Origin of the sequence: Cupriavidus sp. BIS7 (assembly GCF_000292345.1) — a bacterium.
Taxonomy (GTDB): Bacteria; Pseudomonadota; Gammaproteobacteria; order Burkholderiales; family Burkholderiaceae; genus Cupriavidus.
In genome coordinates, this window is record NZ_ALOU01000077.1 from 21,668 (window position 1) to 33,812 (window position 12,145).

Here is a 12,145-nt window from a genome sequence, read left to right on the forward strand (position 1 = left end):
TACATTCACATGCGAAGCGCGCAACACGGTTGACGTGGAGGGAGACGGCCGAAGGGGTGACAGCACGAACTTGGCGAACCGGGGCCGGCGGGTAAGCAGGCTGGCTGGCGACGGACGCTTCGCAAAGGCGTAAAGATACCAGAACGCCCCCCCAAGTCCCTGATCCTGCATAAATCAGATACTAAATCGTCCTTTGCGCTGCCATAATCCGTCGCCATAATTCAAAAACAAGTGAAATCCGGGGCACAAAGCGTTGGACGGCAATAGGGCCGGAACCAGCGTGGGGTCAAACTTTCTGGGGTGACATGGCTTTCAAGGATTCCATCCAGGCCGCAACAGGGGCGGCAATGGCCACGCCACGCAGGCGCGTGGCCGTGCGCGTCGCGGGCGGCGTGGCGGCCGCGCTGGCCGTATTCGGGCTGGCAGGCTATTTCGGCGGACCGCCGCTGATCAAGTATCTGGTCGAAAAGAACGCCACCGAGGCGCTGGGCCGCAAGGTAACGCTGGGCGGTGCACACGTGCGCCCGTTCAACCTGGCGGCCACGATAAACGACCTGACCATCTTCGAGCCGGACGGCAAGACGCCGATGGTGACGCTCGGCGAGGTCGAGGCCACGACGTCGGCGGCATCGGTCTGGCACCTGGCGCCGGTCGTCGATTTCCTCCACGTGGACCGCCTGTCCGTGCACGTGGTGCGCGACGCCAATGGCCGCATGAACTTTGCCGACATCCAGGACCGCTTTGCCGCGCTGCCGCCCAAGCCGGCTGGCGCCAAGCCGGCGCGGTTCTCCGTCAGCAACATCGCGGTGACCAATACCAGCTTCGTCTATGACGACAAGCTGCTCAACACCGTGCAGCGTGTGGAGAACTTCACGCTGACGCTGCCGTTCCTGTCGAACCTGCCGCATGACGTAACCATCAATACGCGCCCAAGCCTGTTTGCGAAGGTCAATGGGTCGCCGCTGGCGCTGGACGGCACGATGCAGCCGTTCGCCGATACCCACGAGGCGAACCTCAACATCAACCTGGACGGGCTTGAGATTCCGAAGTACATGGCGTTCGCGCCAAGGCTCAAGGATGCTGAGGTCAAGAGCGGCCTGGTCGACACGCGGCTCAACATCGACTTCCGTCAGGAGAAGGACAAGCAGGACCTGTACGTGTCCGGCACTGTCACGCTGCGCGACGCCGACGTGGTGACCCATGCCGGCGCATCGATGGTCAAGGCGGGGCGGCTTGCGGTTGATCTCGACCGCGTGGAGCCGCTGGGCCGCAAGGCGCACGTCAAGAGCATCGAGCTTGACGGCTTTGACCTGCAGGCGCAGCGTCGCGCCGATGGCACGCTGGATCTTGCAACGGCGTTCCTGCCCGAAGGCATGAAGACGACGCCGGCCCAGGCGCCTTCGGCATCGGCATCCGCACCGGCCTCCGCGGTGGCTGCCTCGGGCGTGCAGGCGCCGCCCAAGACGGAAGACGCGCCGTGGGCCTATGCCGTCGACCATATCGTGGTCAAGGACGCTAAGCTTGGCTTTGCCGACGCCCTCGCGCCGTCGGGGCCCGGCAAGCTCGATATCGGGCCGGTGAATGTCGATATTGCGCAACTGGCCAGCAGCGGCGACAAGCCGGCCAGGCTAGATGCGACGATCACGATCGCCGATGGCCAGACAATCAAGCACTCGGGCGAACTCGACCTCAAGCGGGGCACGCTGAACGGCACGCTGGAAACCGCTGGCGTGCGTCCGCAGGGGCTTTCGGCCTGGTGGCCGCGCGAGTTGGAAAGCCAGTTCGGCGACACCGGCATCAATGCCACGTTGAACTACAAGATGGCGTGGTCGCAGCCGGTGCTCCAGTTCACGCTGGACAAATCCCGCGTCGAACTGTCGCCGGTCTATGTGGCCACGCGTGAGCCGGTGAGCGTGCCCAATTCTCCGGCGGCGGCAGCCGGCGATGCCGACAGCACGGCCAAGGCCGCGTCGGCCCCGGCGCGCAAGGACCGCGCGCAGCGCGGACCACGCACGGCACGGCGTGCTGCCGATACCGAGGGCGCCAATCTGCCGCTTCTCAAGGCAGACAAGCTCGTGCTGGAAGACATCCAGTTCGACCTCGCCAAACAGACGTTCGAAACCTCGCAAGTGTCGCTGGTCCAGCCGCAGATCGCGGCCACGCGTGACCACCAGGGACAGTTGCTGGAGATGGCGCGCATCTGGGCCGTGCAGTCGAAGGCCAGCACCGCCGCGCAGGCCCACGGCCCGGCTGCGGCAAAAGCGCCGACGAATGGCGGTGCGGCGGCGCAGGGCTGGAAGGTCCGCGTCGGCAAGGTGGTGGTGGACGGCGGCTCCGCGCGGCTGGCTGATTATGAGCCTGCCGATGCCAATCGCGGCCGCCCCGTCATTCACCAGTTCCGCAATATCGCGCTGAATACCGGCACGGTCACCTGGCCGCTCTCGCCTGGAGCGGTGCCGATGAAGCTGCATGCGGAAGGCGGGCGCAAGGGCGTGATGAATATCGACGGGCAGGTCATGCCGACCGGCCCGGCCGCTCAACTGCAGCTCGACCTGCGAGAACTCGATCTCGCGCCATTGCAACCCTACATGGCTGATCGCTTCAACGCCGCGCTGCGCAGTGGGGCGCTGACGCTCAAGGGCAAGGTCGCCTATGAAGCGCCTGCCGGCAAGCCGATGGCGGTGCGGTTCAACGGCAATGTGGTGGCCGGCAACGTGCGCACGGTGGACCGCATCACGGGCGACGACTTCCTGCGCTGGCGCACGCTGGCCGTAAGTGGCATCGACTTCAACATGAACGATGCCAAGGGGCCGCTGCAACTCGGCATCAACAACGTTGCGCTGTCTGACTTCTACGCGCGTGTGATCCTGAATGCCAATGGCCGGCTGAACCTGCAGGACGTGATGGCCGGCGGCGCGGCGAAGGGCGAGGCGGCACCGTCCACCAGCCTGACGCAGGCGAATCCCGCGTCGGCGCCGGCAGCGAAGGGCGAGGCCGCACCCGCGTCCGCCCCCGCAGCGGCACCGGCACCGGCACAGGCGGCGGGTCCGAAGCCGCAGATCCGCCTGGGCGGCGTCTCGATTGACAAGGGCAACATCAATTTTTCGGACTTCTTCGTCCAGCCGAACTATTCGGCCAACCTGACTGGCATGAAGGGCTCGGTGTCCAAGGTCTCCTCCGGTGACCCGACTCCCGCGGACCTGGCGCTGGACGGCCGGCTGGACGACGATGCGCCCGTCAGCATCAGCGGCAAGGTCAATCCACTTGGCGAACAGCTCTATCTTGATATCGTGGCCAAGGCATCGGGCGTGGAACTCACGCGCCTGACGCCGTATGCAGCCAAGTACGCGGGCTATCCGATCACCAAGGGCAAGCTGACCGTCGATGTGGCGTACAAGATCGAGAACGGCAAGCTGGACGCGAAGAACCACCTCTACCTGGACCAGCTCACGTTTGGCGACAAGGTGGACAGTCCCGACGCGGTCAAGCTGCCGGTGCTGCTGGCGGTGTCGCTGCTCAAGGACCGCAATGGCGTGATCGACATCAACCTGCCGGTCTCGGGCTCATTGTCGGACCCGGAGTTCAGTATTGGCGGCGTGATCCTGCGCGTGATCGGAAACCTGATTGCCAAGGCGATTACCTCGCCGTTTGCGCTGATTGCCCATGCGTTCGGCGGCAACGCCGAGGAACTCGGTTATATCGAGTTCGCACCAGGGTCATCCACGCTGACCGACGACGCGCGCAAGAAGATCGAGACGGTTGGCAAGGCGCTTGCAGACCGGCCGTCGCTCAAGCTGGAAATCAGCGGCCGTATCGATCCGGCCACCGATGCCGATGGCGCGCGCCGTGTCTGGCTGAACCAGCGCATTGCCGAAGCCAAGCAGCGTGATCTGCGCCGTTCGGCACAGGCGGGCGATCAGGCGGAGGAAGGCGAGGGCGGCGAGCAGGGTGCCAATGTCACCGTGTCCCCACAGGAGTATCCGAAGTACCTGGCGGCCGTGTACAAGCGGGAATCGTTCAAGAAGCCCACCAATTTCATCGGACTGAACAAGTCCTTGCCGCCAGCGGAAATGGAGAAGCTGCTGCTCGAACACGCGCCCGTGACCGACACGGAACTGCGCGCGCTGGCAGACCAGCGGGCGCTGGTGGTCAAGCAATCGCTCGAGCGTGATGGCAAGGTGCCTGGAGAGAGGCTGTTCCTGACGGCGCCGAAACTCAGCGCTGAAGGGATCAAGGACAAGGGCACTCCCAACCGCGTCGATTTCTCCATTCGCCAGTAACCACCCCTGCCACCGCAACTGCCGGCGTTTGAACGGTTCGCTCGAACGCCGGCAGGGGGCGCGTCACCAAAACCGCGTATCATGCGCCCGAACTTGAAAATCATATCGGGAGCGAGATGTGCAGCAGGAAGCAGAAGTAATTGCCTACAAGACCTGGGTTTGCCTGATTTGCGGCTGGGTGTACGACGAGGAACTGGGCTTGCCTGAAGACGGCCTTGCACCGGGCACGCGGTGGGAAGATATCCCCGAGGACTGGCGCTGCCCGGAGTGCGATGTCGGCAAGGGCGATTTCTCGATGATCGAGATCTGATTAGTGAGCTTCGTGCCGGGCATCGGGCCGGCATATGCCCGCCCGCTGCCGCCGACGCGAGCAACGCGTATAGCGTATGCGGTACGGGTGGCTGCAGCGCCACAATGCCGTACTGACAGTCACAACCAGCAGCGTCACCATGATGGCGGCGAGCACGGGTAACGACATCGCGCCTCCTTCTCTCTCAAACAGGCGCTTCACACTGGAACTGAACCGCGTCGGTCACCCTAGATCAGCAGCGGCAGTGCCTCCAGCACCAATACCCCAAGCAGTACCCCGATGATCGCGCCTGCGCAGCGGCAACTGATGCGCAACGCCTTGGCGGCAATCGGAATCGCGCTCATCGCCAGGAGGCCGACGAGTGCCATGGGGATCAGGAATACAAGATCATGCGCCTGTAACTGAAGATGCAGCATGGCGGTCTCCTGTCTTGCTTCTTTGTACTTCCAGTATAGGCAGTGTGTGGCGAATACAAGGCTGGAGCACTTGGGGTTGTCCCGCACCGTTTGATGCGTGGGGCGTACTCGGTGATGCGCCGTGTCTCGCCCGAGTGACTTCCGGGCGCGCGGTTTGTACGCCGGTTTGTACGCCGGCTTGTACCCCGTTTGTACCGTGGGCAACGCACGGCGCACCGTTTCTCGTGTGGTTTTCCTGCTGTGTCAGCCGTATCGATGCCAGGTGTCCTATGCTGGACGCACAGGGTCGCTCACGGAGTCACCCATAGGAGACTGGAGGACGCTATGGAACTACACATGCATTCGCACAACTACGTGCGTCGCCTGCCGGACTGGACAGCGGCCGCCGTATCGGGGCTGGCAGCGGGCGCGCTGTTGCTGGTCGTGGAAATGTTCTGGTCGTCGATGGTGACCGGCGTGCACCCGTGGGGCACCACACGCATGATTGCTGCCATCGTGATGGGGCGCGAGGTACTGCAGAACTCGTTCTTCAGCGTTGGCACCGTGGCGGCGGCACTGATCATTCACTTCGTGCTCGGTGCGGTACTTGGCTGCGTGCTGTGCGCGATCATCGCGCCGTTCCAGCTCGATTCGAGCGTCGGCATGTCGATGCTCGTGGGCGCCGCGTTCGGCCTGGTGGTGTACCTGTTCAATTTCTACGTGATGACCAGCGCGTTCCCCTGGTTCATCGATGTACGCGGCGCGCATACGCTGGTGGGCCACCTGATATTCGGCATGGCCATCGCACTCTGCTACTGGAAGCTGGAATCGCGCGATGTATCGCACTAGATACTCGGGAAGGTGCGCCAGATACATCATGCGTTGATGCAAAGGTTGCGTCGCGCGCTTTGCCACTACACGGGCCGCGCGCGGCCACAATGGCGGATGGGAAGGAAGCTTCCCCTCCGCCATTTTTTATTGCGGCGCACGCGTGGCCTTGCGTACGTCAATCGGGGCAATGTCGCCTTGCAGTGACCTGAAGCGATGCACTAGTCTTAATCCACTTGCGCAGTTTGCGCTTTCCTCGCGGCTTTCTGCCTGCGCGGAGGAGGGTGGATATGGCGATCGCCATCGCACTCGTCATCATCGTCGTCGCTTCGGTGCTCTTTCATTTCGTGAGCCCGTGGTGGGCGACGCCGCTGGCGTCCAACTGGAAACAGATGGACGATACGCTGACCATTACCCTCGTCATCACCGGCCTGTTCTTCGTCGTCCTCAACCTGCTGATCGGCTACATCGTCTGGCGCTTCCGCCACCGTGACGGACATCGCGCGGCCTATGAGCCGGAAAACCGGAAGCTTGAACTCTGGCTGGTGGGCGTGACGGCGGTGGGCATCATCGCGCTGCTGGCGCCAGGGCTGATCGTCTATGCCGACTATGTACGGCCGCCGCGCGAGGCGATGATTATGGAGGTGGTGGGGCAGCAGTGGCAGTGGGCATTCCGCTTTCCCGGCAAGAGTGGCCAGCTGGGTACCAGCGACCCGCGCTTCGTTAGCGGCACCAACCCGCTCGGGCTGAACCCGGACGATCCCAACGGGCAGGACAACGTAGTCGTGATGGGCCCGGAGGTGCATCTGCCGCTGAATCGCCCGATCAAGGTATTGCTGCGCTCCAAGGACGTGCTGCATGACTTCTACGTGCCGCCATTCCGCGCGCGCATGAATATGGTGCCGGGCATGGTGACCTCGTTCTGGTTCACGCCGACCAAGGCCGGCCGCTTCGATATCCTCTGCGCGCAGCTTTGCGGTATCGGCCACTACAACATGCGTGGGCATGTCGTGGTGGAGGACCAGGCGGCATTCGATGCGTGGCTGGGGCAGCAGCAGACGTTTGCGATGACGCTGGCCAAGGCCGCTGCGGCGGCTGCGCCCGCGGCGCCTGCTCCGGGCGCTGCACAGCCGCCCGCCGGCGGCGCCGACCTGGCGGCCGAGGGTCGCGCGCTGGCGCAGAGCAAGGGGTGCGTCGCCTGTCATAGCGCCGATGGCAGCGCCGGCGTAGGGCCGACGTGGAAGGGCTTGTATGGCAGCACCCAGACGTTCTCCGACGGCACCAGCGCGAAGGTCGACGATGCCTTCCTGAAGGAGGAGATCGAAGAACCGCAGGCGCGCATCGTCAAGGGGTTCGGCCCGGTCATGCCCAAGCTGCCGGTCACCGATGCGGACGTGGTGGCGCTATCCGCCTATATCCGGTCATTGGGCACGGGTGCGACGGGTGCGCCGCAGGCCGGCAAATAGCGGGCTGATGCGAAGTCAGAGATCGGGGGATTGAGAGATGGCCTACGCCGACGATGCTGCCCACCACGGCCCGCAGAGCTTCTGGACACGCTATGTCTGGAGCCAGGACCACAAGGTGATTGCGGTGCAGTACACGCTGGTTGCCATCTGCGTGGGGCTGGTGGGCGTGGCGTTGTCGAACCTGATGAGGCTGCAGCTGGGCTTCCCCGGCAAGTTCGCGTTTATCGACGCCAACCACTACTACCAGTTCGTGACGATGCACGGGATGATCATGGTGATCTACCTGCTGACGGCATTGTTCCTGGGGGGCTTTGGCAATTACCTGATCCCGCTGATGGTGGGCGCCCGCGACATGGTGTTCCCGTTCCTGAACATGCTCAGTTTCTGGGTCTACCTGCTTTCCGTGCTGGTGCTGCTGGCCAGCTTCTTCGTTCCGGGCGGGCCCACCGGGGCAGGCTGGACGCTCTATCCGCCGCAGGCAATTCTGCCCGGCACGCCGGGATATGAATGGGGCATCATCCTGATGCTGGTTTCGCTGCTGATCTTCATCGTGGCGGCAACCATGGGTGGCCTGAACTACGTGACCACCGTGCTGCAGGCGCGCACGGAAGGCATGACGATGCTGCGCATGCCACTGGCCGTGTGGGGCATCTTCATGGCGACGATCCTCGCGCTGCTGGCTTTCCCTGCGCTGTTCGTTTCTGGTGTGATGATGCTGCTCGACAAGACGCTCGGCACGAGCTTCTTCATGCCGGCAATGGTCTCGATGGGACAGCAGCTCAACTACAAGGGTGGCAGCCCGTTGCTGTTCCAGCACCTGTTCTGGTTCTTCGGCCACCCGGAGGTCTACATCGTCGCGCTGCCGGCGTTCGGCATCGTTTCCGATCTGGTCAGCGTTCATTCGCGCAAGAGCATCTTCGGCTATCGCACGATGGTGTGGGCCATCCTGGCCATCGGCGTGCTGTCTGTCGTCGTGTGGGCACACCACATGTTCGTGAGCGGGATGAACCCGTACTTCGGCTTCTTCTTCGCAACCACCACGCTGATCATTGCGGTGCCCACCGCCATCAAGGTCTACAACTGGGTGATCACGCTATGGCGCGGCGACATCCATTTCACCGTGCCGATGCTGTTCGCCATCGCGTTCATCAGCACGTTCGTGATCGGCGGCCTGACGGGCCTGTTCCTCGGCAACGTGAGCGTGGACATCCCGCTCTCGAATACTTACTTCGTTGTTGCGCATTTCCATATGGTGATGGGCGTATCGCCGATCCTGGTCGTGTTCGGCGGCATCTACCACTGGTACCCGAAGGTCACCGGCCGCATGCTCAACGATACGATGGGCCGCATTCATTTCTGGATCACGTTCGTCGGCACCTACGCGATCTTCTTCCCGATGCACTACCTGGGAATCCTGGGCATGCCACGGCGCTACTACGCCTGGGATAACTACAGCTTCATCCCGGAATCGGCGCACACGATGAACATGTACATCTCGATCGCGGCCTTCATCGTCGCGGCGGCGCAATTGCTGTTCGTCTTCAACCTGGCGTGGAGCCTGCGGCGCGGGCAGCACGCCGGGTCCAACCCGTGGCGTGCGGCATCGCTTGAATGGCAGACGCCGCAGACGCCGCCGGTGCACGGCAATTGGGGCGCGCATCTTCCCGTGGTCTATCGCTGGGCCTACGCGTACAGCGTGCCGGGCGCGAAGGAGGACTTCATCGCGCAGAACGCGCCGCCGGAGGAAGGGGGCAGCGAGCCCGAGCCGCACGCAAGACGGGGAGCTGTCGCATGAAAGCCAGATCATTGGCCGCGGATACACCGGCCGGCGTATTCAGGGTATCGCGCGAGTCCCCGGGGGGCGGGCCCGCCGGTGGCGACGCGCTCCACGGTCACGGCGCGCGCGCGCCGGGAAGTGTCGGCCTGTGGGTGTTCATGGGTGTGGTCACGGCGCTGTTCTCGCTGTTCCTTGCCGCCTACGTCATGCGCATGGACAGCCCCGACTGGCGGCGCATCGCGCTGCCGTGGCAGGTGTGGCTGTCAACAGCAGTGCTGGCTGCGGCCTGCGTGTCGATGGAGATAGCAAGGCGTGCCGCGCGGTCTGGCCGCATGGTGCGGGCGCGTCATGCGCTGCGCCTTGGGGGTGCCGGTGCGGTGGCGTTCGTCGCGGTGCAGTTGTGGGCATGGGAGGCCATGTACGCGATCCACGTTGTCCCCGCGAACAATCCGGCCGGCAGCTTCTTCTATCTGCTGACGGCCATGCACGGCCTGCACATGCTCGGCGGATTGGTCGGGTTTGCGTTCGTGGCCGCGGATCGTGGCAGCGGAGCACGCACGGTAATGCGCATCGGCTTGTGCGCGCGTTACTGGCACTTCCTGCTCGGTGTATGGATCGTGCTGCTCGGCGCGCTGGGCTGGCTGACGCCGGAGATCGTCGCCTATGTCTGTGGCCGGGGATGACGGAAAGGATGTGCCAATGAGCTCGCAAGTGTCTTCTTCGCAGGCGTCGCCTCAGGAAGGCGGCCACCTGCCGGGCGGCCTCAAGGGTCTTGTCGCGGACTGGTCCTCGGATCAGCGTGCGTTCAAGGTGTCCTGGGGCAAGGCCATGATGTGGATCTTCCTGCTGTCGGACACGTTCATCTTCAGTTGTTTCCTGACTGGCTACATGACCGTGCGCATTTCCACCACAGCGCCGTGGCCGGACCCCAGCAAGGTATTCGCGGAGAATATCGCCGGCCATACGCTGCCACTGATCCTGATCGCAATCATGACCTTCGTGCTGATCACAAGCAGCGGCACAATGGCGATGGCGGTGAACTTTGCCTACCGGCGCGAGCGGCGCCCGTGCGCGCTGCTGATGCTGGCCACCGCCGCGCTTGGGGCATCGTTCGTAGGCCTGCAGGCGTTCGAATGGACCACGCTGATTGTGGAGGAGGGCGTGCGGCCGTGGGGGAACCCGATGGGCGCAGCGCAGTTCGGCTCCACGTTCTTCATGATCACCGGCTTCCACGGCTTTCACGTGACCTGCGGCGTGATATACCTGCTGACCATCGCCAGCAAGGTACTGCGCGGCCACTACGAGGCCAGCGGTAACTACCAGGTGGTGGAGATTGCCGGCCTGTACTGGCACTTCGTGGATCTGGTCTGGGTCTTCATCTTCGCGCTGTTCTATCTCTGGTGAGGTCGGCCATGGCATCGACACCCGTCACCCCGGCGCCCGACGCTGCCCATGGCGGACATGGGAAGCAGGAGCACCCGATTGGCCTGTACCTGAAGGTCTGGGGCCTGCTGTTCGTCCTGTCCACCATGTCCTACCTGGTGGATTTCTTCAATTTCCACGGGTACCTGCGCTGGTTCCTGATCCTGCTGCTCATGGTCCTGAAGGCCGGCCTGATTATCGCCGTGTTCATGCATATGGCATGGGAGCGCATGGCGTTGATCTGCGCGATCCTGATTCCTCCACTGTGTCTGCTGGTGCTTGTCTTTCTCATGTTTGCCGAAGCGGATTACACTTTCCTGACTCGTGGCGTCTTCTTTCACTAATGTCGCATGACACAGGCGACGGGCGCCGCGCAACACAGCACCCGGTTGAGGAACCTGTTCGCCCATGCACGCCGCCACCGAGAAAATCCTGACCTACAACCATGGCCGCGACCCCGAGCGGCTGACAATGAAACTGGCGGCGATTGCCGCAGACCCTTTCGCATTCTTCCGTGGCACGAACCATCTTTATGCGGCGTCGATCGAGAACGAATCCGGCCTGCTGGACGCGCCCTGCACCTATGTATGTGGTGACCTCCACGTGGAGAACTTCGGCACGTTCAAGGGTGACAATGGGCTGGTCTACTTCGACCTGAACGATTTCGACGACGCGATGGTGGCGCCGCTGACGGTGGATGTCATTCGCATGCTGTCCAGCGTGCTGGTGGCCGGAGACAGCATGGGCCTGTCCGAGGCCGATGCGCGTACGGCATGCGCCCAGATGCTGTCGGTCTATACAACGATGCTGCGCGCCGGCAAGCCGCGCTGGCTGGAGCGCGCCACGGCCACAGGGCTGGTGGCCATGCTGCTGAGGCAGGTCAAGCGACGCAAGCGCGGCGCGCTGCTGAATGCGCGCACGGAAATGCGGGGCGGCCGGCGCCGCGTCAAGTTCGACAGCCATGCGCTGCGTGCCGACAAGGCACAGCGCGAGCGCGCCGCCGAGATACTGGCGATCTACTCCAGGCAGGAACATCACGGCCATCGCTTCATTGCGGAGGATTCCGCCCGGCGCGTGGCAGGCGTGGGCAGCCTGGGGCTCGAACGCTATGTGGTGCTGGCGCATGAACGCGAGACACCTGCGAATCAGCGGCTGATCGATATCAAGCGTGCGGCGCCGAGCGCCTGGGTTGGGATGCGCACGCGCGGCCAGCCGCGCTGGGGCAGCGATGCGCAGCGCGTGGCTGCCGCCCAGCAGATCATGCAGGCCGCATCGCCCGCGCTGCTGTCCTATGTGACGATGGACAAGGCGTCGTATCTTGTGAAGAGCCTGCAGCCGACAACCGATCGCGTGAACCTTGCGCATTGCCGAGACAAGGCTGCACTGCAGGAGGTGTTTTCAACGATGGCGCGTGCAGCCGCGTCGGCGCATCTGCGCGGCTGCGGCCATCAGGCAGCCGACCGTATCGAACGATTGCAGGATTTCGCGGCAGGCGGGCGCTGGCAGTCGACTGTGCTACGGCTGGCGAAGCACGGGCGCGATGTTTCGCAGACGCAGTGGAAGCAGTTCAGGGAGGATTATCTGAAGGCGAGGGGCGAGGCGGTCTGAGCGGTAGTATCGCGCGCGACAGCCGGCTTTGCTCCCCTCTCCCGCACGCGGGAGAGGGG

10 protein-coding genes are annotated in these 12,145 nt (G+C 63.8%); 9 read left to right on the forward strand and 1 reads right to left on the reverse strand.

Translation table 11 applies throughout. From position 1 onward, the window contains the following. The first annotated feature begins 305 nt into the window (after positions 1-305). Both B552_RS0123930 and B552_RS0123935 read left to right on the forward strand, forming a co-directional pair. Complete coding sequence (locus B552_RS0123930) at positions 306-4,280, forward strand: DUF748 domain-containing protein (protein ID WP_019451592.1); 3,975 nt, start codon at positions 306-308, stop codon at positions 4,278-4,280. A 118-nt stretch (positions 4,281-4,398) separates the two neighbouring features. Further along, a complete protein-coding gene (locus B552_RS0123935) occupies positions 4,399-4,590 on the forward strand; it encodes a rubredoxin (protein WP_019451593.1) in 192 nt (63 codons plus the stop codon). A gap of 227 nt (positions 4,591-4,817) precedes the next feature. On the opposite strand, the gene B552_RS0123940 is transcribed toward B552_RS0123935, so the two are convergent. Next, positions 4,818-5,006 carry a hypothetical protein gene (locus tag B552_RS0123940; RefSeq protein ID WP_019451594.1) on the reverse strand — a complete coding sequence of 63 codons (189 nt, stop codon included), beginning with the start codon at positions 5,004-5,006 and terminating at the stop codon, positions 4,818-4,820. 324 nt (positions 5,007-5,330) lie between these two features. On the opposite strand from B552_RS0123940, the gene B552_RS0123945 reads away from it, so the two are divergent. From B552_RS0123945 to B552_RS0123975, 7 genes are all read left to right on the forward strand, one after another. After that, a complete protein-coding gene (locus B552_RS0123945; protein WP_019451595.1) occupies positions 5,331-5,834 on the forward strand; it encodes a membrane protein in 504 nt (167 codons plus the stop codon). A gap of 269 nt (positions 5,835-6,103) precedes the next feature. Continuing rightward, positions 6,104-7,279, forward strand: a complete 1,176-nt coding sequence (locus B552_RS0123950; RefSeq protein WP_019451596.1) for a cytochrome c oxidase subunit II — start codon at positions 6,104-6,106, stop codon at positions 7,277-7,279. Between the two features lie 37 nt (positions 7,280-7,316). Continuing rightward, positions 7,317-9,074: a cytochrome c oxidase subunit I gene (gene ctaD / locus B552_RS0123955; RefSeq protein ID WP_019451597.1), complete on the forward strand. Its 1,758-nt coding sequence runs from the start codon at positions 7,317-7,319 to the stop codon at positions 9,072-9,074. Next, positions 9,071-9,739, forward strand: a complete 669-nt coding sequence (locus tag B552_RS0123960; protein ID WP_019451598.1) for a cytochrome c oxidase subunit 3 — start codon at positions 9,071-9,073, stop codon at positions 9,737-9,739. Before ctaD ends, B552_RS0123960 begins: the two co-directional genes overlap by 4 nt. Before the next feature lie 16 nt (positions 9,740-9,755). Then, positions 9,756-10,460, forward strand: a complete 705-nt coding sequence (locus tag B552_RS0123965) for a heme-copper oxidase subunit III family protein (protein ID WP_019451599.1) — start codon at positions 9,756-9,758, stop codon at positions 10,458-10,460. Positions 10,461-10,468: 8 nt separating this feature from the next. Beyond that, positions 10,469-10,822 (forward strand): cytochrome C oxidase subunit IV family protein, encoded by a 354-nt coding sequence (locus tag B552_RS0123970; protein WP_019451600.1) that lies wholly within the window; start codon positions 10,469-10,471, stop codon positions 10,820-10,822. Between the two features lie 64 nt (positions 10,823-10,886). Further along, the gene (locus tag B552_RS0123975) at positions 10,887-12,086 is read left to right on the forward strand and encodes a DUF2252 family protein (protein WP_019451601.1); all 1,200 of its coding nucleotides are present in this window, start codon (positions 10,887-10,889) and stop codon (positions 12,084-12,086) included. The last annotated feature ends 59 nt before the right edge of the window (positions 12,087-12,145 follow it).

Excerpts from the sequence above, each read along its gene's own strand:
- B552_RS0123930 (WP_019451592.1), top strand. The coding sequence starts at position 306 with ATGGCTTTCAAGGATTCCATCCAGGCCGCAACAGGGGCGGCAATGGCC.
- B552_RS0123940 (WP_019451594.1), bottom strand. The coding sequence starts at position 5,006 with ATGCTGCATCTTCAGTTACAGGCGCATGATCTTGTATTCCTGATCCCC.
- B552_RS0123945 (WP_019451595.1), top strand. The coding sequence starts at position 5,331 with ATGGAACTACACATGCATTCGCACAACTACGTGCGTCGCCTGCCGGAC.
- B552_RS0123950 (WP_019451596.1), top strand. The coding sequence starts at position 6,104 with ATGGCGATCGCCATCGCACTCGTCATCATCGTCGTCGCTTCGGTGCTC.
- ctaD (WP_019451597.1), top strand. The coding sequence starts at position 7,317 with ATGGCCTACGCCGACGATGCTGCCCACCACGGCCCGCAGAGCTTCTGG.
- B552_RS0123960 (WP_019451598.1), top strand. The coding sequence starts at position 9,071 with ATGAAAGCCAGATCATTGGCCGCGGATACACCGGCCGGCGTATTCAGG.
- B552_RS0123965 (WP_019451599.1), top strand. The coding sequence starts at position 9,756 with ATGAGCTCGCAAGTGTCTTCTTCGCAGGCGTCGCCTCAGGAAGGCGGC.
- B552_RS0123970 (WP_019451600.1), top strand. The coding sequence starts at position 10,469 with ATGGCATCGACACCCGTCACCCCGGCGCCCGACGCTGCCCATGGCGGA.
- B552_RS0123975 (WP_019451601.1), top strand. The coding sequence starts at position 10,887 with ATGCACGCCGCCACCGAGAAAATCCTGACCTACAACCATGGCCGCGAC.